Annotated in this window: 26 protein-coding genes; 3 read left to right on the top strand and 23 right to left on the bottom strand. The window is 31.2% G+C overall.

Going from position 1 to position 23,754, the window contains the following annotated elements; translation table 11 throughout:
- Positions 1-474: 474 nt before the first annotated feature.
- From D1816_RS12295 to D1816_RS12360, 14 genes are all read right to left on the bottom strand, one after another.
- Positions 475-1,200, bottom strand: a complete 726-nt coding sequence (locus D1816_RS12295; protein ID WP_118503191.1) for a YggS family pyridoxal phosphate-dependent enzyme — start codon at positions 1,198-1,200, stop codon at positions 475-477.
- 2 nt (positions 1,201-1,202) lie between these two features.
- Complete coding sequence (locus D1816_RS12300; RefSeq protein WP_233565323.1) at positions 1,203-1,781, bottom strand: MarR family winged helix-turn-helix transcriptional regulator; 579 nt, start codon at positions 1,779-1,781, stop codon at positions 1,203-1,205.
- Positions 1,782-1,787: 6 nt separating this feature from the next.
- A complete protein-coding gene (locus D1816_RS12305) occupies positions 1,788-2,507 on the bottom strand; it encodes an AAA family ATPase (RefSeq protein ID WP_118503195.1) in 720 nt (239 codons plus the stop codon).
- A gap of 128 nt (positions 2,508-2,635) precedes the next feature.
- Positions 2,636-3,262, bottom strand: a complete 627-nt coding sequence (locus tag D1816_RS12310) for a hypothetical protein (RefSeq protein WP_118503197.1) — start codon at positions 3,260-3,262, stop codon at positions 2,636-2,638.
- Between the two features lie 19 nt (positions 3,263-3,281).
- Entirely contained in the window at positions 3,282-4,748 is a 1,467-nt protein-coding gene (locus tag D1816_RS12315; RefSeq protein WP_118503199.1) for a catalase, read from the bottom strand.
- 138 nt (positions 4,749-4,886) lie between these two features.
- Positions 4,887-5,144 carry a DUF2024 family protein gene (locus tag D1816_RS12320; RefSeq protein ID WP_118503201.1) on the bottom strand — a complete coding sequence of 86 codons (258 nt, stop codon included), beginning with the start codon at positions 5,142-5,144 and terminating at the stop codon, positions 4,887-4,889.
- 40 nt (positions 5,145-5,184) lie between these two features.
- Positions 5,185-5,907 (bottom strand): hypothetical protein, encoded by a 723-nt coding sequence (locus tag D1816_RS12325; RefSeq protein WP_066317072.1) that lies wholly within the window; start codon positions 5,905-5,907, stop codon positions 5,185-5,187.
- 86 nt (positions 5,908-5,993) lie between these two features.
- A complete protein-coding gene (locus D1816_RS12330; protein ID WP_118503204.1) occupies positions 5,994-6,227 on the bottom strand; it encodes a thioredoxin family protein in 234 nt (77 codons plus the stop codon).
- Between the two features lie 160 nt (positions 6,228-6,387).
- Positions 6,388-8,310, bottom strand: coding sequence for a hypothetical protein (locus D1816_RS12335; protein WP_120702474.1), 1,923 nt, complete (start codon positions 8,308-8,310; stop codon positions 6,388-6,390).
- Positions 8,311-8,394: 84 nt separating this feature from the next.
- Positions 8,395-9,639 carry an Nramp family divalent metal transporter gene (locus D1816_RS12340; protein WP_118503208.1) on the bottom strand — a complete coding sequence of 415 codons (1,245 nt, stop codon included), beginning with the start codon at positions 9,637-9,639 and terminating at the stop codon, positions 8,395-8,397.
- Positions 9,640-9,761: 122 nt separating this feature from the next.
- Positions 9,762-10,559 carry a gluconate 5-dehydrogenase gene (locus tag D1816_RS12345; RefSeq protein ID WP_066317080.1) on the bottom strand — a complete coding sequence of 266 codons (798 nt, stop codon included), beginning with the start codon at positions 10,557-10,559 and terminating at the stop codon, positions 9,762-9,764.
- 1 nt (position 10,560) lies between these two features.
- Complete coding sequence (gene kduI, locus D1816_RS12350; protein ID WP_066317082.1) at positions 10,561-11,406, bottom strand: 5-dehydro-4-deoxy-D-glucuronate isomerase; 846 nt, start codon at positions 11,404-11,406, stop codon at positions 10,561-10,563.
- 4 nt (positions 11,407-11,410) lie between these two features.
- Positions 11,411-12,535 carry a glycoside hydrolase family 88 protein gene (locus D1816_RS12355; RefSeq protein ID WP_118503210.1) on the bottom strand — a complete coding sequence of 375 codons (1,125 nt, stop codon included), beginning with the start codon at positions 12,533-12,535 and terminating at the stop codon, positions 11,411-11,413.
- A 339-nt stretch (positions 12,536-12,874) separates the two neighbouring features.
- On the bottom strand, positions 12,875-13,753 hold the full coding sequence (locus tag D1816_RS12360; protein WP_118503212.1) for an AraC family transcriptional regulator: 879 nt from the start codon (positions 13,751-13,753) through the stop codon (positions 12,875-12,877).
- Positions 13,754-13,883: 130 nt separating this feature from the next.
- Here D1816_RS12360 and D1816_RS12365 point away from each other — a divergent pair, with 130 nt between their 5' ends.
- The 3 genes from D1816_RS12365 (at position 13,884) to D1816_RS12375 (ending at position 16,766) form a co-directional block, all read left to right on the top strand.
- On the top strand, positions 13,884-15,080 hold the full coding sequence (locus D1816_RS12365) for a DUF4861 family protein (protein WP_118503214.1): 1,197 nt from the start codon (positions 13,884-13,886) through the stop codon (positions 15,078-15,080).
- Between the two features lie 6 nt (positions 15,081-15,086).
- On the top strand, positions 15,087-15,773 hold the full coding sequence (locus D1816_RS12370) for an RraA family protein (RefSeq protein WP_118503216.1): 687 nt from the start codon (positions 15,087-15,089) through the stop codon (positions 15,771-15,773).
- A 267-nt stretch (positions 15,774-16,040) separates the two neighbouring features.
- Positions 16,041-16,766, top strand: coding sequence for a hypothetical protein (locus D1816_RS12375; RefSeq protein ID WP_066317098.1), 726 nt, complete (start codon positions 16,041-16,043; stop codon positions 16,764-16,766).
- Positions 16,767-17,027: 261 nt separating this feature from the next.
- On the opposite strand, the gene D1816_RS12380 is transcribed toward D1816_RS12375, so the two are convergent.
- From D1816_RS12380 to D1816_RS12420, 9 genes are all read right to left on the bottom strand, one after another.
- A complete protein-coding gene (locus tag D1816_RS12380) occupies positions 17,028-17,597 on the bottom strand; it encodes a DUF427 domain-containing protein (RefSeq protein ID WP_118503218.1) in 570 nt (189 codons plus the stop codon).
- 23 nt (positions 17,598-17,620) lie between these two features.
- The gene (locus D1816_RS26205; RefSeq protein ID WP_255420561.1) at positions 17,621-17,755 is read right to left on the bottom strand and encodes a hypothetical protein; all 135 of its coding nucleotides are present in this window, start codon (positions 17,753-17,755) and stop codon (positions 17,621-17,623) included.
- An 883-nt stretch (positions 17,756-18,638) separates the two neighbouring features.
- Positions 18,639-19,013, bottom strand: coding sequence for a hypothetical protein (locus D1816_RS25645; protein ID WP_120702475.1), 375 nt, complete (start codon positions 19,011-19,013; stop codon positions 18,639-18,641).
- A 7-nt stretch (positions 19,014-19,020) separates the two neighbouring features.
- Positions 19,021-19,335 carry a hypothetical protein gene (locus tag D1816_RS12390; RefSeq protein WP_118503221.1) on the bottom strand — a complete coding sequence of 105 codons (315 nt, stop codon included), beginning with the start codon at positions 19,333-19,335 and terminating at the stop codon, positions 19,021-19,023.
- 270 nt (positions 19,336-19,605) lie between these two features.
- Entirely contained in the window at positions 19,606-20,280 is a 675-nt protein-coding gene (locus D1816_RS12400; protein WP_118503225.1) for a hypothetical protein, read from the bottom strand.
- A 62-nt stretch (positions 20,281-20,342) separates the two neighbouring features.
- Positions 20,343-21,275: an SLATT domain-containing protein gene (locus D1816_RS12405; protein ID WP_118503227.1), complete on the bottom strand. Its 933-nt coding sequence runs from the start codon at positions 21,273-21,275 to the stop codon at positions 20,343-20,345.
- Between the two features lie 218 nt (positions 21,276-21,493).
- On the bottom strand, positions 21,494-21,799 hold the full coding sequence (locus tag D1816_RS12410; RefSeq protein ID WP_162900341.1) for a hypothetical protein: 306 nt from the start codon (positions 21,797-21,799) through the stop codon (positions 21,494-21,496).
- Positions 21,800-22,174: 375 nt separating this feature from the next.
- Positions 22,175-22,624 carry a hypothetical protein gene (locus D1816_RS12415; protein ID WP_118503231.1) on the bottom strand — a complete coding sequence of 150 codons (450 nt, stop codon included), beginning with the start codon at positions 22,622-22,624 and terminating at the stop codon, positions 22,175-22,177.
- A 10-nt stretch (positions 22,625-22,634) separates the two neighbouring features.
- Complete coding sequence (locus tag D1816_RS12420; RefSeq protein ID WP_118503233.1) at positions 22,635-23,735, bottom strand: hypothetical protein; 1,101 nt, start codon at positions 23,733-23,735, stop codon at positions 22,635-22,637.
- Positions 23,736-23,754: the final 19 nt, after the last annotated feature.

The raw sequence follows: 23,754 nt of genomic DNA on the forward strand, positions 1-23,754 counted from the left end.
GCAAAAAAAAGAAGTCCAACGATTGCGCTTAACTTCTTTAATTTTGAATTGATTCTTTTACTATAAAGTGGTATTACTTCGATATCACTTTGAGTACTAGTTTTTGAATTGTCTTCTTTCATTTATTTTGTTTTGCGCAAAGCTCTAAACTTTATATCATATATTTTTATTTATATTTATTATAAAAAACATAAACTTTGTTTATGCAAAACATATCACTCTAGTTAGAAATACTTTACAAAACCCCAGCATTAAAAAGTGATATAAAAATTTTAGAAGAATTATTTCTTGTATAACAGACTATAATAGATATGAAGACTAAAGTAGAAAGAGTTCGATTATTTAAAATTAATGATGTCTAACATCTTATAAAGTAACTAACGAATGTGTATAAAATTATGATTACTAGTAGTAGAAAAACACTAGACGACTAAAGGTTTACGAAGTACTCTTTGTATATATAAACTATCTCTATTACTCATTTTCGTTCCAGTAATAACTATCGGGATAAGTTCTATCTCCAAAAATAGCTGTTCCAACTCTAATTATTGTTGCCCCTTCTTCTATGGCTATTTCAAGGTCACTGCTCATTCCCATAGACAATTCTTTTATGTCTACATTAGGGATTTTTAGCGCCATAATTTTTTTCTGAAGCTCTTTTAAAAGACGAAAACATTTTCTCACTTCTTTTGAATCCGAGCTAAGTAACCCTATAGTCATTAACCCTTTAATATGTATCGTATCAAACGCTGCAACTTCTCGTATAAAATCTATGGTCTCATTTGGAGCAATTCCAAATTTACTTTCTTCAAAAGAAGTATTTACTTGGATATAAACATCAATTTCTTTTTTTTCTAAGCGTAACCTTTGATGTAGTTTTTTTGCTAGGGATATTCTATCAATAGATTCGATACAAGATGCCCATTTCAACACTTCTTTTATTTTATTAGTTTGTAAATGTCCTATAAAATGTACTTCTGGGTTTAAATGGCAGACTGCACTACATTTTTCTTTAAGTTCTTGAACCTTATTCTCTCCTATTAATGATACTCCTTGTGCTAATGCAAAATTAATTCTGTTAGTATCAACTGTTTTTGTTGCCAATAACATACGAACATCGCTTAAATTTCTATTTGAGCGATTACAAGCAGTTTGTATTCTTTGATTGATTATATTAATATTTTTGGCAATTATATCCATTGTTATTCTACCATTTTATGTTCTGGACAATCAACGCGCAATTCAGAATTTTCTAGAGGTTTCTTAAGGAAATTGCAATAATGTTTGTTTCCACTCTTGCTATAATGGTAACAGGTAAGACACATACGCTGTACAGATATAACCGACTTTTTATTTAGTCGTTCAATAATATTTAATAAATTATTTAAAAATTGCCCTTTTTCTGTATCATTCAAGGATGCTATAGAAGTATCAAGAGCCTCTGTATAATTAACTGTTTGCTTTGCAATATTTCTACCGTTAGTAGTTAACTGAAGACTATAACTTCTAGAATCGTAGGTATCAGGGACTTTAATCAAAAGTTCTTTCTGCAATAACACTCGAACAGAGTCACTTATTGTAGCTTTGGTTAGATCAAATTCTTTAGCTAAAAAACTTACCTTAGACATCTCCTGCTTATGTGTTAGGCAAAAAATCAATATCTGTATTTGTATTGGACTGATTTTATGTTTTTTACTTTCTTCCCAAAGTAGTACCCTAAAAGTTTTAGAGATACGCTCCAGCGCTTGGGTTATTTTGTGATGTATTTCTGTATCATTCATCATCCTTTATTTTATTACTTCTTTTGATTCTTCAACCTCAATAATTCTCTTCTTCACTTCTCTGTATACATTATCTTTTGCTTCGGCATAAGAAATACCGTAGCATCTATTTAATACTCTATACGTTTCTGGATATTGTTCTAATAGTGAATCGTAAAATTGATCCAATTCGGTATTGGTTGGTAGCGTGAATTTCAATTTTAATTGAAAACGTCTTAGTAAAGCAGTGTCAATAATACTTGAATGATTTGTTGCGGCAATTAATAAAGTTGAATCTGGCAGGTAATCGATTAATTGTATAATCGTATTCACTAGTCTTTTCATTTCACCAGAGTCTTTTTTATCATAATCTCTAATTCGTCCAATGTAATCAAACTCATCAATAAAAAGCACAGCATTTTCTCTTGTGGCTATTTTAAAAACATTGGTAATATTTTTGGCGGTCTCACCTAATCTTGAGGATACTATTGTTCCTAAATTTAAAACAAAAATCTTCTTATTCAAAAAATCAGCAATCGCCTTGGCGGTAGTGGTTTTTCCGCAACCTGTATGACCAAATAACAGAAGTTTATTATCTACAGGTAACTCATACTGCTTTAAAGTTTCAATATATTTAAATTCCTTTAGCAACTGATTCAGTTTGTCTTTATTTTCTTGACTAAACTTAATCCTATCAAGAGGAACTACTTTTTCTTTTGAGCTAATTATTAAATCATTGTTATTCATTTACTATTGCCTATCTTTTTTTAACTTGCTAAAGTTAGCAATCCTTATCATTATAGCATATTTTTTAGCATATTCTATTTCATCACCTATACAGACAATACTATTGTTTTATTAACCAATTGCTACCATTAATACGCTTTAGGCTCAAGAAATTGGTTGATTTTATCAGCAATTACCGCATGTTGAACATGGCCAAACCATTCTCCTAATATTTCATAATTAGAATTAAACAAAACAAAACTCGGAGTTCCTCTTAATTGATTTAAGGTAAAGGTCAATGCTACATTATCTAAAGAATTTAAATAGTTCTTAACACGATTTTGTAACATTTTCTTTTCAAAATCGGGCCATAATGCATAATTCGGATTGATATTACATATCTTATCTACAACATCTGTCGGGTCACTTATTGTTTTTTCTATTTTATCCATAGCCATAGGAAAATCCAAAGGGTAAGGCAATTTTTCAAAACCTTCTTGCGTCATCATTTTTTTTGTCTCACCAACTAAAGTTCCATCCTTAATCAGGTTTTGAGTATGTAATAACGTGTTTTTATCAAAGTCTTCAAAAGCTGTAGAAAGTGCTAGAAAAGAGATGTCTTTGGTTTTATATTCATTATAAAGTTTATTAAAATATGGCAATGCATAAGAAAAACACCTTGGGCAATTTACTTGAAAAACAAGAAGAAGATTAAGGTCTTTTAAAACGAATTTTCCTTGAATCTCATTTCCAATCTCTAACTCAATCTTCTTCATGTTACTTAAAATTTATTTGTTAGCTTAAATCTAAATCTGTTAGGTTTATTTGCAATGCTTTAGCAACTCCTTTAGCATATTCTACATCTGCCTTATAACAATTCATAATATGTCTTTCTTGAATGAATTTTTCTGCTCCACCTATTGCTCTTGCCGTATTTTCAAACAATAACTGCTGTTGTTCCTTTGTCATTATTCTAAATAGATTGCCAGGTTGCGAATAATAGTCATCATCATCCTCTCTAAAATCCCAATGATCACCTGCACCTTCTAAATCTAAACTAGGTTCTTTATATTGTTTTTGTTCTTGCCATTTACCATAACTATTAGGCTCATAATGTACAGTTCCTCCTCCATTACCATCAACTCTCATAGCACCATCTTTATGATGATTATGAAAAGGGCATTTTGGAGCATTTACAGGAATTTGATAATGATTTACACCTAAACGATATCTTTGTGCATCTCCATAAGAGAATAACCTTCCTTGCAACATTCTATCTGGAGAAAATCCAATTCCAGGAACTATATTTGCTGGATTAAATGCAGATTGTTCCACCTCGGCAAAATAATTTTCTGGGTTTTTATTAAGTTCTAAAGTCCCAACATCTATTAATGGATACTCACTATGCGGCCATATTTTGGTTAGATCAAAAGGATTTGTTTTATGATTCTTAGCTTGAGATTCTGTCATTATTTGAATCTTTAAGTTCCACTTAGGGAAATTCTTTTGTTCTATAGCATCAAATAAATCTCTTTGATGACTTTCTCTATCTTTTCCTACTAAGCTTTGAGCTTCTTGGTCGGTAAGGTTTTGAATTCCTTGCGCGGTTTTAAAATGGAACTTAACCCAAGAACGTTCATTATTTTCATTTATCAAACTAAAAGTATGACTGCCATACCCATTCATATAACGATATGATTTTGGTATCCCACGCTCGCCCATTGTCATGGTAATTTGATGCAATGTTTCTGGCAAAAGCGTCCAATAATCCCAATTATTATTGGCACTTCTTAAATTTGTTCTGGGATCTCTTTTTACTGCTTTATTAAGATCCGGAAATTTATAGGGATCACGAATAAAAAATACAGGAGTATTGTTACCTACCACGTCCCAATTACCTTCTTCTGTATAGAATTTAACCGCAAAACCTCTAATATCCCTTTCTGCATCTGCTGCACCACGCTCTCCTGCTACAGTAGAAAAACGTAAAAATATCTCTGTTTTCTTACCAATTTCTGAAAATATCTTGGCTTTAGTATACTTAGTAATGTCGTGAGTTACTGTAAACGTGCCATATGCTGCAGAGCCTTTAGCGTGCATCCTTCTTTCGGGTATAACTTCTCTGTCAAAATGTGCCATTTTTTCAAGATACCATACATCTTGCATTAGCATTGGACCACGTTTTCCTGCAGTTTGCACATTTTGATTTTCGGCAATTGGTCTTCCTGAAACCGAGGTCAATTTGTTTTTTGAATCTTCCATAATTCTATTTATTGAGTTATTTTTAAACAAAAGTAATTAGGATTCCTATCTAAAAAAGATGTTTTCAATATCAATAGTAAATAAAAGAATAACGTTTTCTTATCGTTACTATCTTTTTGATAATGAAAAATAATAGCCTTAACAATTCTCCATTTCAATAATGTAATATCCTTTTTCTCTAATTTCTTTTTCGACTACATCGGGCGCCATTTCCATATGGCAAAAATTACATTCTTTTGTTGATAGCTGGAAGTCCGAAATACCTTTTGAATTCAAATATTCTTTTCCGTATTTATAAACATTTTCAATAACATTGTTATCCTGAACAAGTATGTCAAAATGCATTATTACTTTTTCATCTTTAGGAACGTATGTATCGTATACTGAAACTTTCATATTTTACTTTTTTAATTAACTACTCCTATTCTATCGATTATTATTTTTTAACTGTATACGGAAGCGACAAATCTCCGCTTGCTACACTAAATACATCATAGACGCCTAACATAGGTTTATCTTCTTTACTGGTGTTTACGATCATATATGCCGCTACGCCGTCATATTTAAATGAAGTTTGATTGTTCATTCTGTAATCAGGAACCACTACTTTTATGGTATTACCTTGTGTTGTTACAGGAAAACCAGGAGAATCCATATACATTGGCATTCCAGGATTTGTAGGTGGCAAAGTTACATTATCAGCTTTTGTGAATTGTTTTACGGCTAATCCTCCAGCCACACGTTTGTCTTCATGAAGAACAACCCAATGTGGATGCCATATAATACCATCATTTGCAAAATCTGCATCATTGTTCTCGTCCCATATAGGTGTATCGTCAAAATCTGGGTGAGATGTTAATGCCATTGCTACAATACCTTCGGTTGCACTAAAACCTACATCTGTTGGTTTTAATGATGTCGGAAAAACGTAACCTAATACCGGAGCTCCATCTAAGGCTCCATTAGGAGTTGGAGTTGTTTTACCGGCAGTTCCTTTAACATCAATTTCCCATACACTTATGCTTAGGTCTGAGTGATGTGTAACCTGTGCCTTAGTAACTTGAAAATCATCATTATTATAAGGTCTTTCCTGTGCACATGAGCTTAGGGTGATTCCGAAACTCATTAACACAACTAGCATTAATATATTTAATTTCATATGTATTGTTTTAAATGTTATTTAATTAAAAAAACAAGTTAGGAATCACAAAGTGATTTGGACTCCTAACTTTATTGATGAAAAAATTACCCTTTAACATCGGCCATAGATGCACCGAAATTTAAGTGTAATACGTTTCCATTCGGAGTTAGTAAAGCAGGTACAGATTGTACACCAGCCGTTTCGGCTTCTTGAATTCTGTCTGTAACTTCTCCGATGTTTACGATCTCAACATTATCATTTCCTATTAGGTTTACGATATCATGTTCTGCACTAACACAAACTGGACATCCTGCGTGATAAAAAATTGATTTACTCATAACTATAGTATTGTTTTAAAGATTTCTGACACAAATATAGTTAGGATTACTAATTAAATGGATTTTATGTAATTGCTTTTTCTTATTTTACTATAAGAGTTTCTAATATATAATGAATTTTACAAAACTACCGTTCAAAAAAAGTACTTAGTCCACATCACTATTCTAACGTATATATTACTTTATTTGTTGAAAACTCTGCAAAAAGACCCTTAGCTATTCCATTTACACAGTTAACCAAATTATCAGAAGATAATAACTTTACATTTTCAGGTTGAACTACTGTAAAACGCACACTTTTTTCATGAAGTACCAATACTGCAGAACGATCCGAAATACTACTTTTTACTTTATTTTTTCCATCGCTAACCAGCATTGGCCATGAAATACGTTTTTTTCCTTCAAAACCTATGAATTCGGTTTCAACGATTATTTTATGATCTTTTATCGAAATGAGTTCGGTAATAGATTGTGATTTTTCAGGAACTATATCATAGGTAATTTTAAACGATACATTATTGGCATTCTCTTCTAAAACCTCAACACTAGACGGATCTACTTTTAGTTCGGCCAAAGAACTCCATGTATTATCGGGATTTTGCCATAGAGGTCCTGTAGCCATATATGCATCTGCTCCGCTAAATAGTGGTGCAATTCCATTTGATGGGCCTAATTGAGGATGTCCGTCTTTGATATGAGATCTAATAATTCCCGTAGGATTATATTTTTGATCGCCTTTCGTTTCGTATTCAACATAGGTCCCGTTAGCATTTGCGAATATTTTATGAAATGGTTTTAATACTGGAACTACAAATCCTCCTGTATCGGCTGGCGCTGGTAATTCTTTAATAGAATCATAAGAAAACTGCCATGCTTGAGCCAACATAGATGTGGCTAACATATTATAACAAGTATGTACGGAATAGCGCTCGTATCCGTGTTTGTTTTCTATTGGAAAGCGGTTTTTAACAATATACCCTGAACCATCTTCTCTAATCCATTGATTTATGGAGTTTAACGATAACATAGCCGCTCTTTTAAAAGTTCCTGCTTCTTTATTTTTACCTAATCTAGCATATGCTGATGCATATATTTCAAAAACAACACATTGCTCTGCTTCGTTCCAAATATGGTGACTACTTCTATATCCTGTTGGAAGTTCTCCAAAAGGAGATTGCATAAATAATGATGTCCACGCTCCTTTCCATAAGTTATCCCTCATCTTCAAAGCTTGTTTCCCTTTATACCCTAATTGTAACATTCCTGATAGGTAATGCCTTGGAAAAAGATCATAGGCCAAAGGATTTCCTCCTTCATTATACATTCCTAAATCTGTAAAATTGGCTAGCTGAAATTTCAACATCTGTTCTGCATAATCAAAAGTAGTAAAACCGCTTTGAGCTCTTAGAAATTCTCCTGCAGTATGAACTAACACCCAGTTATTTCCTTCTTTCTTATTGTAAGTGGCGTATAGTTTTTCAATTTTAATAGCTTGTATTTTACTATACCATGATTGCAATATCTCCTTACTCACAGATGGCTTGAATAATTCATAAGCAAGCATCGCTGGCCAAGTATAAAAATCTCCATGGTTTCCATTCACAGTGGCATTTACCATTTCTGTTAGCGCAATGTCTAGTGCTTTTACTCCACTTAAAGCTAAAGAGTCATTCTTATCAATATACCCAGAAGCCACTAAAACGGCAACACTATGTGCATAACACGGAGTGCTATAATATTTCTCAGTCTTTTCTACTGGATCAATTATACGCCCTGTATCGTCCTGATATTTTAACATCGCACGAACCTGCTTATCGATTACTTTTAGGTATTCTTCTTTTTTAAAATTAAGAGGTTTGAAATCTTTCTCTTTATTTTGACGAGTTAAAAAACTATTTATTTTATCTGAAAGAGGGTGAATTTCTTTACTAAGAACATTATTTTGCAATACTAGCTCTGGAATTAATCGTTTTGCATGTTTTATATCCTCTTTTTGAGGTTGATTTTGACCATTTAAAAAGCTACTACAAGAAACCATCCCCAAAAGGATAAATAGTAATGTTATTTTTGTCAATCTTTTCATATCGGTTTGTCTTAAAACTACTATTCTATTGTATTTCTGTGAGTTTAATCTCTGTAATTCCAACTTTCAAAATAGTCTAATAGATTAATTAGTTAGATCTTTTATCAAACCTTGAATACCTAGACCGCTAACATATAATGTAAATACCATAATCAATATTAGTATAATGATATCATGTGTTTTATTTACATTCGATTTCATTAGTGACTTTTTACAAGTCAAGTAAAACACTGATCCAATAGTAATGGGCAGTACTATAGCTATACTAGCTTGTGATAACATTAAAATAAATACGGGTCTAAAACCAAGACCTATACCTAAAACACTAGATAATGTTAAAAGTAATACGATTACTCTAGAACTTACTGTTTTTGTATTTCTTTCCTGTTCTTTATAATCTATGATGAGCCAAGGAATCACAAGCGTATTAGGAAGGTGAGAAGATAAACCGGCAGCAAGAATACCAATAACAAAAACAGCTAGGGCTCCTTTGCCAGCAATAGGCTCCATTAAGGGAATCATTTCTGCAACATTGTTTAAGCTTAAACCTTTAACATTTAAAGTCGAAGCAGCAGTAATAAGTATAGCAGAACTAATAATAAACATTAAAGAAGCGCTTACAAATGCATCACGTTTTTGAACCTTATTGTCGGACATATTCCAACCTGTATCCTTCACAATTTGTGATCGAATTACAAAGGCAAATACCGATACTGTAGTGCCTACCATACCAGCTATAATAATAAATGGGCTATTATCGCTACCTTCTGCAGTTTGCGGAAATCTTGGAATAAACCCTTTTGCCAACTCGGATACAGATGGAAAATTAATAAACATAGTAGTCACAAAAGCTAAGGCCATTATTGCTACCAAAATAGCTAAGATTTTTTCAAATAATTTATAGTTCCCAATCCAAATAAGAACATAAATTAAAACTCCAATTAAGATTGCCCAGGATAAAGATGAAATATGCCATGGTAAAACGGCTTCCGACCATTCTGCCATCACATCCGCCATAATACCTAATAAGCCAGTAAGTGCACTAACTATTATAGTAGATAAAGCAACAATTAACACAATTGCTAAAACAGGATGGATGTGTTTTTTAATACCTTGAATAACGGTTTCTTTAGTCACCATAGTATAGCGACTAAATAGCACAATTAAATAATATGTCATAACACAACTTACTAGAACAGTCCACAGAAGATCTAGACCAAAATTAGCCCCAGCTTTAGACATAGAAGTTACACTTCCTGTTCCAACGTTGTATCCTATTAAGAATATTCCTGGTAAAACACTGACTAGTATTTTTTTGAATTTTGACATATTCGCTTTTTTATGAAAGAAAATACCGTTTCAAATCTAAAACGGTTTTCTTTTTTGTATTTAAAATAACAGGCTAATCTGTTATGGAATACTTTTTTTGTAATAGTTCATTTTGTTGTTAGTTAATTATTCTCGTTTTCCATGTACCCCATATTAGCCGTAATACCACCATCTACATAAATGATTTGCCCATTAATAAAATCTCCCGCCTTAGAAGAAAGTAAAATAGCAGTACCAGATAGGTCTTCTACAACACCCCAACGAGCTGCTGGAGTACGAGTCATAATTAGATCATTAAATGGATGTCCTTTACTAGCATATTCTTCGGTCTTTGCAGTTTTGATATATCCCGGTGCAATCCCATTGACTTGAATATTGTGTTTACCCCATTCTACACACATATTTTTGGTAAGCATGGCTAAACCGCCTTTTGCAGAAGCATAGGCTGAAACCGAGTTGCGACCATACGTACTCATTAAAGAACAAATGTTGACAATTTTTCCTTCCTTTTTGGTAATCATATCAGGAACTACAGCTTTTGAGACTAAAAATGCAGAAACAAGATTGATGTCTAAGACTTCTTTGAAATCTCTTTCTTCCATCTCTAAAATTGGTGTACGCTTAATAATTCCTGCATTATTGATAAGAATATCAATAGCACCTATTTCTTTTTTTATAGTCTTAATACTTGCATTTACTGCTTCTTCATGACTAACATCAAAAGCAATAGCAAATACATCAAATCCTTTTTCTTTAAAATCTTTTTTCGCTTGGTCCAGTTTTTCTTCAGAACGGCCATTAATACAAACTTTAGCTCCAGCTTGTGCTAAACTAAGTGCCAAATCTTTGCCAATTCCATCAGAACCTCCAGTTACTAAGACTACTTTACCATCGAGTTTAAAACTATCTAAAACCCCCATCTTATCTTAATTCTATTGCTTTGATAGCATCCATATCGGTAAAATCTAAATTTTCGCCAGCCATTCCCCAAACAAAGCTATAGCTCGAAGTCCCAGAAGCACAGTGTATAGACCAAGGCGGAGAAATAATCGCTTGTTCGTTTGTCATCCATATGTGACGAGTTTCTGTAGCTTCACCCATAAAATGACTAATTGCATGTTCTTCGGGAAGATCTATATATAAGTACACTTCCATACGGCGGTTGTGTGTATGTGGAGGCATCGTATTCCATATGCTACCGGGTTTTAGTTTCGTTATTCCCATTTGTAATTGACAAGTTTGTACACTTGCTGCTACAATATATTGAAAGATCTGCCGCTCATTAGCATCATTAGCATTTCCTAAATCTAAAGTAATCCTATCTTCAAGCTCAATTTTTTTTGTGGGAAACGATTGATGAGCAGGAGCAGAATTGATATAAAACTTAGCAGGGTTACTGGTTGATTTACTTTTTAAAATAATAGTTTTAGTTCCATTACCAATATAAATTCCCTCCATTGAGAGTAATTCAATATCTTTTCCATCTACCTCAACAATTCCTTCACCTCCAATATTGATAATTCCCACTTCTCTGCGATCACAAAAATATTCTGCTTTAAGTGGATCTATAGCATCTAAGGATAATGATTTTGAAACGGGAACGGCACCACCCGCAATAAAGCGGTCGTTCATAGTGTAGGTCAATAAAACTTTATCAGCTTCAAAGTTTTTTTCAATTAAAAACTGTTCTCTAAGTCTATCAGTGTCGTAATTTTTTACATCAGCTGGATGTGCAGCGTAACGTTCTTCGTAAGTGATATGGTCCATTTTCTTATTTTCCTTTAAGGTTCATTTTGTACATTTCACTAGCTGCTAATAAAAAAGTTCCTGTAACATATTCGTGAGAATCGTCTTTAGAAAGATTTACGGGTTGGTCTCCTACCAATTGTCCCCATTGTACTTTCCCTTCCTTGCTAATCTCATCAGTAACCGATTTCCATGCTTTTTTAACTACCGGTAAGTATTCATCTTTATTTAAAATGTCATTATTAATTCCGTAAGCAATACCATAGATAAAAAAGCTGGTTCCACTAGTTTCTTTAAACGGAGCATGATCTGGATTTGCCAAGTTTGGATACCAAAACCCTTCTTTGGCTTGACATTCTTTTAAAGCTGCTGCCATGCTTTTAAGAACAGACTCATAACGTTTATAATTACCATGATCCATAGGCAAATACTCTAAAATTCTTGCTATACCAGCCATAGCCCAACCATTTCCTCTGGACCATACTATTCTTTTACCCTTTTTGTTTGAAGGAAAAAAGCGTTTATCTCTATAAAACAGATTAGTATCTGTATTGTATAATTTACCATAAACATCCCAAAACATGGCATCCATCCAGTCAGAATATTTTTGATCTCCAGTAACATTATACAACATCGCTAAAGTTGGTGGCCCTGTAAATAAAGCATCTACATATCGTGTGCCATTTTCATAATACCATTGGTGCGGGTTCCCTTTTGGATTTCTAAAATTTGGATTGTCCAAATGGTCAATAATCCCTCTAATCTTACTCTTTTCTGGTTTTGCCATGTAAGACTGGATCATAGATTGCCCTACAGTTAATAAATTAGCTCCACTTGCAGGATGTACGGGAGGTAATGTAGGTACTTTCCATTTTAAACTAGTACACAGCTTATCAGTTTGTTCTAGATAAGCAGTATCTCCTGTCGCAAAATAACATGCCATTACCCCTGCATAATACGTTCCTCTTATCCAGTTATCATCATACTCTTTCCAAGGGTGATTTAATTGATACGTATTCACTCTATCTATAAACTCCTTAATCTGAGGTCGTTCATAAATAGATTGTGCCATAAGATTAGATACTACGAAAAGAAATACGAAAAATATCGCAAATGTTTTAGTAGTAAAATTTAGCATTCCTTTTTTCATTATGGTTTATTTATTATTTGACAATTATGATACTATGATATTCTTAATTTTAATAATATGAATTATTTTTTTCTAGAATTGCGTCAAGAAAGAATTGTACAAACTTAGGGTTAGCGTATTTTTAGTAGTATATAGATTTTGATGTGTTATATATTAATATTATCATTTTGCAACTACTCATGAATAATTTTGATAATATCTATGTATTAATAAAGAAAAGTGTTCTAAAATGTATGCTAGACAGAAAATAAAACATCTAAGGATTAATGTGTGTTTTATATATGTTACTTTTATAAGCTGCTGCTAGTCTAATCCTTATATTTTTGCACTATAAGCTAATTAATAATTTACAATCATATTGGATTTACGATATTGATTTGGAGTTACTCCTTTGGCCTTTTTAAAAATTTGAGAAAAAGCTGAAGGATTATTAAACCCTGATTCATAACATATCTGCATAATAGTAACATTACTTTCTAAAAGCATTTTACATGCAAATTCAATTCGTACTTCATATAAAAAATCATTATAACTTTTTTTAACCGCATTCTTGAAATAACGACAAAAAGCACTTTTTGATAGATTCGCAACATTAGAAATTTCATCCAGAGATATATTCTTAGTAAAATTTAGCATAGTGTGCTGAATAATCTTATTCATTCGGTCTTTTTCTTTGGGATTGGAAGATTTATGCAAATCAAAATTCGATAATACTTCAACCTCCTCGGATTTAGAAATTAAACTCAAAATTTGAATCAAAGAAGCCATTTGTTCTAAAGAAGACTGATCTAGCATTTTATATAAAATACTACCAATAGTTTTATTCGTTTTTCCTTGAATATGAAGTCCTCCTGAAGCTTTCTCAAAAACTCTATTAATTGGATACACATCGGGTATGCTTAAAAAGTCTTTTCCTGCAAAATCTGGATAAAATTTTAATACAATAGCCTTAGTTAATAAATCAGTGTCTTTTTCATAAAATTGTTGATCACTTTTCCAGACATGAGTAAGCTCTTCTCCTACCAAAACCATGTCTCCTTTTTGATATGATTTAATACTACTACCTACATATCTTGTACCGTAACCTTCAATAATATAAGCCAACTCTAATTCTTTATGATAGTGTAAAGGATTCAAAAAAAATGGCAATTCAAAATAGGACACAGAAATTCCAAAATTCGAAGTACGGTCAGAGGAAAGGAATTTAGGCTTAGGCATTATACAAATTTTACCAAAAAAGATAAAAATAAGTTATTAAATGCAAATATTTATAAAATACTGGTTAATATCTATCTATTATAGTCAATGTCATTTTCTTTTCTTTGATCTTTAAAATCAATGAATTTTCATGAAACATCATTTTTTCATACTTTTTATAGCTTGCTTTTCACTCATTTCTTGTCAAGAAACTGATACGTTCTACACTATTACTACAGTTAACGATACTAAGTTAAAAAGAGAGAAAGAAACTATAGAAATTCAATTAAAAAATCTACCAGAATTTTCTAAAGAAGAATACAATAATTTATCCATTTTCGATACTAAAAACAACCTAGTTCTATCACAACTTATCGATATCGATCAAGATTCAATACAAGATTATATTATTTTTCAAACTGATTTCAATGCTAATGAAACTAAAAAATTCACACTCACATATCAAAAAGAAGTACAAATAAATAACAAAATTGATTTACGTACTTTTTGTAGAATAGTTCCTGAAAGAATAGATGATTTTGCCTGGGAAAACGATAAAGTAGCCTTTAGAACTTATGGTCCAAAATGTCAACAATTATTTGAAGAAGGAAAACCAGGAGGTTTGATTTCTAGTGGAATTGATTGTTGGACAAAAAAAGTAAATTATCCAATTATAAATAAGTGGTATGCTAATCATCAAAAAGGAGTTTCTTATCATGAAGATCATGGTGAAGGTTTAGATGCGTACCATGTGGGCACTACCAGGGGTTGTGGAGGTATTGCATTAGTCAACAACAACTCTTATTTTTTAAGTGAAAATTTTGTGTCTTGGAAAGTATTAGCTAATGGACCTATACGTAGTATTTTTGAACTTAAATATCCACCTGTGGTAATAGATAATATGCATGCTACAGAAACCAAACGTATTACTTTAGATTTGGGTAGTAACTTGTATCATTGTAGCGTATCGTACAAATCTGAAAATACTTTGGATACTATAGCAATAGGTGTGACTTTACATAAAGGAAAAGGAAAAGCAAATTCAAACAAAGCCGAAGGTTGGCTTTCTTATTGGGAACCTTATGCAAATTCAAACCTAGGTACAGGTGTAATTGTAACACCAAAATCAGTAAGTAATATAGTTTTGGATACTATTATTAAAGAAGACGAAAGTCTTAATAATATTTGGATACATTCTAAGCTAATACATCAAAGCGCGAGCTATTGGTCGGGCTACGGATGGCAAAGTGCCGGAGATTTTAACTCAGCGCAAGAATGGGAAAACTACCTTTCTAAACAATCAAGATTAAAAAACAATTCAATCAAAATACAAATAAGTAAAAATTAAACCATTATGTGGAAGTCTGATGCCGAACTTTTTAAAATTGCGAAAAGCGAACTTTTTACAGCACTTGTAGGGGATATACTTGACAAGTTAGGTTATCAACATCAATTTTTAGAGCAAAAAATAAAACCTTTAACAAAGGATATGATTGTTATTGGAAGAGCAATGCCCGTTTTAGAAGCTGATGTTTTTGAAGAAGTTGTTGAAAATACAAATAACCCCATCATGAAAAAACCATTTGGACTTATGTTTGAAGCATTGGATAGTTTAAAAGAAAATGACGTATACATTTGCACAGGCTCTTCATTTTCTTATGCTTTGTGGGGTGGATTAATGAGTACAAGAGCTATAAAACTAAAAGCCGCAGGGGCGGTACTTCATGGGTTTTCAAGAGATACCAATGAAATCGAAAAACTAAACTTCCCTACATTTTCAGCAGGTACATATGCGCAAGACCAAGGACCAAGAGGAAAAGTAATTGATTATAATATACCTATTGAAATTAATGGTATAAAAATTAATCCAGGTGATATTATCTATGGAGATAGAGATGGTGTACTCATTGTACCCAAAGAAATAGAAAAAGAAGCTTTTGAAGGTGCTATAGAAAAAGCAAGAGGAGAACAACTTGTGAAAAAAGCATTAGAAAATGGAATGAGCACTGTTGATGCTTTTGATAAATTTGGAATTATGTAATCTATGTTCTGAATTACAGAAGTTCTAAAAACAAAGAAACCTCTTGATAAATCAAGAGGTTTCGTATGTACTGAAGGCGGGACTTGAACCCGCACGGCCTTACAGGCCATTGGATTTATTTCTCATTAAGAATTCGGAGGCAAGAGAGCTTTTATTTAAAATTTAACAAATAACGGGGTAACATATATACTGGCCCTGACACTAAGGTAACACTCTTTATTAGTGGGTTAATCAAAACATTAATTATAAACTTTAAAATCTAAAAAAATGAAAAAAATTGGAAAACTAATTTTGACAGTAGTACTGGTAATTATTTATTCTTGTAGTAAAGAAGAAATTCAGACAGAAGAGGAATTATTTCTTGAAAGTAAAACTGAACTCAATAGTAAAGTACCATGTAGCAACTTAGATGGACCTGAGTGCGGATTACCAGGAGAAAATATAGTGTATACTTTAAGTCAGAGTAACTTTACCAATAATATTTTTTGGTCTGTAGAACGAGGAAATATGACATTGATCTCCGGTCAGGGTACTAGAACTGCAACATATAGATTATCAAATAATTTTAGTGGCGGAGAGGTTAAAGTAACATATGGAGGACAATGCACTAATTTGAAGGAATTATTTATTTGTGGAAATGATTGCAATAGACCACCAAAGCCTGAATTTATAAGATCTATTTTTGGTAGTCCGGTACCCTCCGAGTATAGACCCAATAATTTAGGAAGCAACTACATCTGTACAACCACCATTAATAATACATTATTTGTTCCTTTAGATGAATGTGTAGATTCTTACACTTGGTCTATCACTCCCAGTGGTCATCAAATTGCATACATAGAACCAACTTCATCATCAAGGGCAAATGTTATAATAGCTAAACCAGGTAGATATACTGTCTTATTAGTAACTAGAAATAGTAACGGACAAAGAAATGAAATTTTCGACTTGATTGCAGAAAATTGTAATGTCATAGGTGGTGGATTATTCTAATAGTTTATTGATTGATATAATCTAAACTTTTTTAAAGGCTGTCTGAAAAAGACAGTCTTTTTTTTTAAAAAAGTATACACGAAAAGAAAACTGAACTTTAGGTTGAGAGACTATATTACTAGTTTTAGGTTGCAAATATCTTAATCACGAAAAACGCATCTAAACTCAAGTTATCGTTTATTTGAACTTTTAATTTACTATGCTTCTCGGGAAATAATTTCACCTCTCAAAGTCAGGATACTTTGTGAACTGGTATTATCTTTACCAATGCTGTGTTCCGGGTTCTCCTTTAAAAGGTCCGACCAGGTCTGAAGTGATCCATCCTGCATAAAATTGACTGGATTGCGCAGTTACTCGCTCACCAGCAATATAACATTCAAGATGTTGCGGATAGAAAGCGATATGATCTTTTAATCTATCAAATTCTGGAAAAGGATTCGGATACGACCATGCCACGGGCCGATCCATCATGACTTTCAATGTCCAATACACCGCATTTCCCTTCCATTCGCACATAGAGGTCTTGTCCTGTATAATAGCAAGGGTATTTATATCAATATCAACTTTAGGTATATAATATGTTGGTGGACTGGCCGTCTCAAGTACTGCCAACGCATCGCTAGAATAAGAAATCTCTATATCCTTATGATTGACTATTACTGGTTTTCTTACTTTTTCTATAACCGGAGGACGCGGAAAATCCCAAACGGATCTTTGACCTTTTTTTGGTTCTATAGCAAAAGGAGGTCTTTTAGTACCCGTATGAACCCAGTGTTCTCGGGCATTTTGTAACCAACTTATAGTCGTTTTTCTTTTATCATTTGATCCCATGGTTTGCTTAAACTTTAGTTTGATTATGCTTTTTGCCTTGATACTTTAAGACGTTGTTCAGCAGGTAGATCAGTACCTAAACCACCACCACAGACTGTTTTAAGTGATTTATTGGATAATTCTTTCTTTCTTAAATCTTCGAAAATTACTTTTTTCATCTTTTAAATTTTATCGTTTATTTGAACTTTCTTTGTTAAATAATTTTCCTAAACTATTAAAAATGTTATTAAAACAAATTACTCAATAGTCATATTATTTAAATAGATTTGTACATACATTCTACAGACCATTGATACGTAAATCCATCAGATCGGTTGTCAGTATCATACCTAAAAGGTATTGTCCAATTTTCTTTTTTGTCAATTTCCGTCCATTCCGAACATGTATTTCTACTGCCACTTAGAACAAGGAAGCCCTCATGTCTTGTTGCTTAAATTTATAAATTTCAAGAATTACTTTGATTAAAAAAAGTATTTATTGAGTAGTTTTAATAAATCATATTTTAAATACATTAAAATGAAAAATTTAGAAAAATTTGGTACGCCAATTTCAAAAAAGGATCAATCCTCAATTAATGGTGGTAGCATAGGTCCATGTTATTCCGATTGTCGTATGGTATGTACAGATGGTGTTTTTAGCTCTCATTGTGTACTTACTTGCACTATAGTTTGTAACGAGCCATAATCTTATATATTCTGTAATGTACCTCCGTTTTATTGAACTTTAATTTTATTCATAGGGCGATATCTAAATCTAGGTATCACCCTATAATTCAGGTAATTTCCTTTATTGATTCGAGCAATAAGCTACGCAAACATGCACAGGTTGACCTTGAAATTGGAGACATTGCCCCATGCAATCTGAAAAATCAGAACCAGCAATAATTGATTTCTGATCTTCTTTACTAATTTTTTTCGCATTTTTTAAATTAAAACTTTTCATAATTCAATAGGTTTAAAGAGTATTTATTTATCTCAAATAATTTATAGACAGTTGAGTTCCTGTCTAAATTTTGAATTTATCGTTTTTTTGAACTTATTTTTAATTATCTGTTACCAATAGTCTTGAACGGATTATCATTAAACACACTCCACTAATAATAAGAGCATAAAAGACTCTCGCTATAAGACCAACGTCAATTTGCCAATGTAATTGAATGTTAAAAATACCTAAGACCAAATTAAATGCTATAAAAACCCAGTTTAAAAGTTTACTTGAAGGAATCAGTTTATCTAATAACATACTATATGCAGTAGTAATTAAACCTACAATTCCACCTCCTATAACCGATAATATTACTATCCATAAATCAGATAATGACTCGAATAATATAAACACAAAAGCTAACAGATAATAAAAGAATATCAATGAGATTAAACTTATAAGAAAGAAAAAGGTGTTTTTGATAAATTTCATCGTTTATTTAGACTTTAATAATATTCACCATTTTTAAAAATGCTAAAATCAGATTTAACCCTCCTATGATTACAATTGCCCACGTTAATTCCCTTTGTCTTTTAGAAGATTTTTCTAGATTTGAAATTAATCTTTGGTTCAGTCTGAGGTTTAGCTCTGCACTACCATGTTCAATTAATATAGGATAGTCAATATGACTTAAAACCTTATTTTTCTTAGAGTTATTTATTACGATCTCTTTTTGAAACTTTACGATGAGATCTTTTATCAAATCATCAGAACAACCTTCTGGGTAATTATTAGGAATACTAATTTGACTCATAGTTTATTGAAGTTTTAATTGGTTACCTATACTTTATTATTCATCATTTGAAACAAAACCACAATTAATACAATAAATATAGTAAACAATATACCTATTTCAGAATTCGTTTGATCATTTGAAAAAGAATCATCACTTTTAAAATTGAAAGTTTTCCAAATATCAGTAAAAAGCACTTTCTCCTTTTTAATTATTCGATAATAACTAAATCTCAATATCGCACCTATAAACTCAAGTATTATCATCGTTTATTTCAACTTTAACATTGTATTATTTAACTTTCTCGTAAAACTTAATATATGCCATTTCTAAATTTTTAACTACCCGAGTAATCTCTTTTAGCGATTCGTCAACAAAGCCATCAGTTACTTTATTTCTGCTGTATTCTCCATCAACATTATTCATATCATTAATAGTTTTTCTTATATTTTCTGGTATATCTCGACTTATGTTATGAATGAATCGATTTCTAACTTCTCTTATAGCATCAAGCTTTTTATTAGTTACCTTAGAAATAGTAATTTCCAATTCGCAATTCCTTTTCAGCCATAAAATATATTTATTTATGATTGGTAATGGACGAGTATCTAAAATAATTTTGGAATTCAAGTCGGATGCTACTTCATTAGAAAGTTCCACTAAAAGGTTTTCAAAACAACTAATAGCTAAAGATAAAGTTGAAGCACGTAAATGGTCAGGAAAATATTCTATATCTACTCTCACATTGTCATAGAAATTATAGTGTTCCAATTCATTAACTTTATTTTCTAACTCTATGTTTAAATTATTTAAATGAAACTGATTAAACATTTTATTTATCTCCCAGTTTCTATGAAGACTTTGAAAACGACTCATGAATTCCCAAAAAGGTTCATAAAAAACACCCTCAGTTTCATAAATTGGTTCGATATTTAAAATATCTAAGAAGTGTTCTTTTGAAATCATCGTTTTATTGAACTTTTAATTAGTTATTCTGCAAGGAAAACATTTCCGCGCTATTCGGGTTCTCAATTTAAATTGAAATTAACCTCTTTTGGTTTACTACCTTCTATCATCACTACTTTTTCAATTATTTTTTTACTTTGACCATTTATATTTTCAATATGCAAACGATAAGCTCCAAGTATCAAATTTAAATAAGCAACCGAATATTTATTTGCATCTAGCTTTTGGAAATCCTTTTTTTCTGGACCTATAATTTCAATATTAACATTAGAATTTTCATCTTTAATAAAATTTACTGTGAGCGAACCTCTAATCTTTTTTAAATCCTTTCTTTCTTCTTCTTTCTTTAATTCTTGTTCTCTTTTTTTATCTAATTCCTTTTTATAGACCTTATAATCCTTTGTGGTTTCTTGTAATTTGGAATTTACTTTTTTATGAAAATCACTTATTTTTTGAGAAAATAAACCTTGCCAAGTTTCTGTTTCCGTTATTACAATTTCCCTTAAAGTAACATCAAACTCATGAAGCAAATCAATTAAATCATTTTTGTTCTCTAAGGTTAAATTATCAAGGTTTAAACTTTGTAACAATTTAATCCATCGACCATGATATTCACTTACGGTTTTAGTTATTTGCATTCTTGTTAAGGTATATCGCATCCAAGAGTCAGAATGTCCAAAAAATCTATCTATAAACATCAACACACTGGAAATAGCGATAAACAAATAACCAATGGCGTAAGAACCTATTTCGCTTTTGCCTATTTTAATAGTGTCTTCGGGCCCTTCAAGTATAGGAAACATTAGACTAGCCATAAAAAACAATATTGCGCAAGGTAATAATACATTGGTTATTCCTTTCTTCTCTTTACCTCGATCGTTGTAAAAATTAAACATATTATCTTCATAACTTAAAATACTCCTTAGATACCCAAGAATTTTACCATCTTTAATTGACTGTTCTTCCCAATTTCTATTTATCTTATTTATTTTCATCTTATTACCCTTAATTATTAGTTGTAGAATAAATTCCCAATTGAATTATTAATCTTTTAAAATAAAATACCCTATACACCAAAATTATATCGGCAATAGGGTAATTAATTTGTTTACGGATATCTAATATAACTAATAATACTAAGAAATCAATATAAATGTCTATATATCAAATTGTTAAACTGATTAAAATCCTAATTTATCATTTTATTGAACTATTATTTTATCTCTATCCTTAAATCAGAAGGAGCATTTTCACAACTTATTTTTACATCGTGGTTTTTATAAGTATTCACTCCGCAATTAATATACTCTTCCATTATATCTCCTAAAATCTCTATAACTTCAACTTTAGGATTCTTTTTCTTATGTTCTTTATATGGAATCATAATTACAGGGTATTTATTAATTTCCCATATGTCCTGACTAATCATTTTAACATAAGGTTTTCTAGTATAATATGCCAAAACAGCACCTAATCCTAGAAGCAATATTCCTGTATAAATAAGAACATTGGTAAGCATATTGTTTTCAATTACATTCCTTAACACCTAACCTCCAAGAGATAATACAAAACCTAGTAATTGTAAGAACAAGTTTCGTCTTTCTTTATTCATCATTCATTTGAACTTTAACGGTTCGACTATTATGATTATTAGAATTTTCATATTTCATCGTTTTATTAAACTTACTTGAGAAACACTAACCAAATGAATTTAAGATCGAAATTTGATCTTCATTCATTTTATCAATTACTGATTTTGTTATCTCAGCAATTATTAGATTTGCTTCATATTTAAACTCTATTTAATTATAATCTGTAAGTCATTATTTATAATTGTGGGTAACGTTTTGTGTAAAATGCGTTTTAATGAATTTTTACACTTTGTTGGCAATAGTTATTTATTTCCGCACTTGCTCAATGCAGTTATTATTTCATTGTTATCATATGTTTTAATAAGTTTTGCACTATAAATTATTCCATCATTTTTGTCAATATCTCCTTTTAATAGACAATAGTTTTTATTTTCTTTATTATATCCTAATAAATAAAAATCTTCAGTTATAACTGAAATGGGTAGTTGTGTCTGTTGCGTAGTTGGATCCCTCTTGGTTATTTCCTCAATTTCTTTTCTACTGTATCGATATAACTTATACAATTTACCATTTACAGAAAGATAGCTTCTTCCAACTTGAATTGTTGTACTATGACTACCTTGTTGTGCAATTTGTTGTTGACCATAAACTATATTAACTGCTTCAGTAGAAAAAAGTCCAGTAATTTCAGTTTGGGAAAAACAAATACTAGAAAATAAAAGTAAGCTAAAACTTAATAGTGATTTTTTCATTAGATAAAAATTATTGGATTAATTGACTTAAGGATGCTATTTTAGAATTTAAATCTTGAATAGTTATTTTCTCTAATTCAACATCTACGTTCTTTTCTAAAATGTATGTATTATAACTAGAGAATTCTGTTTTTCTACTTACAGAATTATTAGCTTGAACTTGTCCAGAAGCTTGTACCGTGAAATTAATTTGTACATTGGAATTAAGTTCTCCTTTTCCATTGTAACCTGATGAGCCTTTATTTGAGGTAATAATAGCTTCATAATTGGCATTTAAATAAACTTCTTTAGTATCTAGTCTATCTGATGTTGGTATTGCATTTAAAACAGCTTTTAGTGTAGAAACTCTATTTTGATAAATCTTATTTTTTGTGTTTTGATCCATGTCTTCATTAATTCGAAATATAGAATTTCCAATATAGGCTGAGTATAAAGGGCTGTGAATTAATACACGCATAACAATAATTGATTGGCTTTGGTTGATTGTGTTTTCTCCCTCAGCAGCAACATCTACTTTACCTATACCAAGAAAACCTCCTTTTGCTGATGCTTTTACAGAAGCAGAAAAGAAGCCAGCACAGTCCATTGTGAAATAAAAGCTATTATAATTCTCATTTTTATCATCAATAAAGTCTACAGCATTAAAATTTATTTGAGATGGTGAATCTTGAGAAATAATAGGTTTAGATTCTACACCATTCTCTTTTTCATAAGTAAAATAATGGACTAAAACATTAGCTCCCCTTCCATTTAATTTTATACCATTTATATATTTGATAGAATTATTAGCAACATAATCAGGTATGAATCCATCAATATCTTTGCCTTCTCGTTTAGATTTCTTTAATCTATTTTTTATTTTATCACTTAGACCGCATTCAAAATTGTCTGGACTAAATAGAGCAACCAATTCATTATAAATAACTACAGAATCTCCATAATTCTTATTTTCAAAATTTTCAATATTACTTTTTTCTAAATCCAAAACATTTTTAGTTTTAGTGATAAAATTTTGATTTGAATTTTCTAACGCGGTTTCTTTTGCTATATATATGTCATCACATGAAATTGTAATAATAAGTAGTAAAATCAATATTAAATATTTTTTCATTTCAAAATTATTTAGTTTT

The organism is Aquimarina sp. AD10 (genome assembly GCF_003443715.1).
In the GTDB taxonomy this organism is placed as follows: domain Bacteria; phylum Bacteroidota; class Bacteroidia; order Flavobacteriales; family Flavobacteriaceae; genus Aquimarina; species Aquimarina aggregata.

Bases quoted from the DNA above. Each gene is read 5' to 3' on its own strand.
- D1816_RS12295 (WP_118503191.1), bottom strand. From the start codon at position 1,200: ATGGATATAATTGCCAAAAATATTAATATAATCAATCAAAGAATACAA.
- D1816_RS12300 (WP_233565323.1), bottom strand. From the start codon at position 1,781: ATGAATGATACAGAAATACATCACAAAATAACCCAAGCGCTGGAGCGT.
- D1816_RS12305 (WP_118503195.1), bottom strand. From the start codon at position 2,507: ATGAATAACAATGATTTAATAATTAGCTCAAAAGAAAAAGTAGTTCCT.
- D1816_RS12310 (WP_118503197.1), bottom strand. From the start codon at position 3,262: ATGAAGAAGATTGAGTTAGAGATTGGAAATGAGATTCAAGGAAAATTC.
- D1816_RS12315 (WP_118503199.1), bottom strand. From the start codon at position 4,748: ATGGAAGATTCAAAAAACAAATTGACCTCGGTTTCAGGAAGACCAATT.
- D1816_RS12320 (WP_118503201.1), bottom strand. From the start codon at position 5,144: ATGAAAGTTTCAGTATACGATACATACGTTCCTAAAGATGAAAAAGTA.
- D1816_RS12325 (WP_066317072.1), bottom strand. From the start codon at position 5,907: ATGAAATTAAATATATTAATGCTAGTTGTGTTAATGAGTTTCGGAATC.
- D1816_RS12330 (WP_118503204.1), bottom strand. From the start codon at position 6,227: ATGAGTAAATCAATTTTTTATCACGCAGGATGTCCAGTTTGTGTTAGT.
- D1816_RS12335 (WP_120702474.1), bottom strand. From the start codon at position 8,310: ATGAAAAGATTGACAAAAATAACATTACTATTTATCCTTTTGGGGATG.
- D1816_RS12340 (WP_118503208.1), bottom strand. From the start codon at position 9,639: ATGTCAAAATTCAAAAAAATACTAGTCAGTGTTTTACCAGGAATATTC.
- D1816_RS12345 (WP_066317080.1), bottom strand. From the start codon at position 10,559: ATGGGGGTTTTAGATAGTTTTAAACTCGATGGTAAAGTAGTCTTAGTA.
- kduI (WP_066317082.1), bottom strand. From the start codon at position 11,406: ATGGACCATATCACTTACGAAGAACGTTACGCTGCACATCCAGCTGAT.
- D1816_RS12355 (WP_118503210.1), bottom strand. From the start codon at position 12,535: ATGAAAAAAGGAATGCTAAATTTTACTACTAAAACATTTGCGATATTT.
- D1816_RS12360 (WP_118503212.1), bottom strand. From the start codon at position 13,753: ATGCCTAAGCCTAAATTCCTTTCCTCTGACCGTACTTCGAATTTTGGA.
- D1816_RS12365 (WP_118503214.1), top strand. From the start codon at position 13,884: ATGAAACATCATTTTTTCATACTTTTTATAGCTTGCTTTTCACTCATT.
- D1816_RS12370 (WP_118503216.1), top strand. From the start codon at position 15,087: ATGTGGAAGTCTGATGCCGAACTTTTTAAAATTGCGAAAAGCGAACTT.
- D1816_RS12375 (WP_066317098.1), top strand. From the start codon at position 16,041: ATGAAAAAAATTGGAAAACTAATTTTGACAGTAGTACTGGTAATTATT.
- D1816_RS12380 (WP_118503218.1), bottom strand. From the start codon at position 17,597: ATGGGATCAAATGATAAAAGAAAAACGACTATAAGTTGGTTACAAAAT.
- D1816_RS26205 (WP_255420561.1), bottom strand. From the start codon at position 17,755: ATGAAAAAAGTAATTTTCGAAGATTTAAGAAAGAAAGAATTATCCAAT.
- D1816_RS25645 (WP_120702475.1), bottom strand. From the start codon at position 19,013: ATGAAATTTATCAAAAACACCTTTTTCTTTCTTATAAGTTTAATCTCA.
- D1816_RS12390 (WP_118503221.1), bottom strand. From the start codon at position 19,335: ATGAGTCAAATTAGTATTCCTAATAATTACCCAGAAGGTTGTTCTGAT.
- D1816_RS12400 (WP_118503225.1), bottom strand. From the start codon at position 20,280: ATGATTTCAAAAGAACACTTCTTAGATATTTTAAATATCGAACCAATT.
- D1816_RS12405 (WP_118503227.1), bottom strand. From the start codon at position 21,275: ATGAAAATAAATAAGATAAATAGAAATTGGGAAGAACAGTCAATTAAA.
- D1816_RS12410 (WP_162900341.1), bottom strand. From the start codon at position 21,799: ATGCTTACCAATGTTCTTATTTATACAGGAATATTGCTTCTAGGATTA.
- D1816_RS12415 (WP_118503231.1), bottom strand. From the start codon at position 22,624: ATGAAAAAATCACTATTAAGTTTTAGCTTACTTTTATTTTCTAGTATT.
- D1816_RS12420 (WP_118503233.1), bottom strand. From the start codon at position 23,735: ATGAAAAAATATTTAATATTGATTTTACTACTTATTATTACAATTTCA.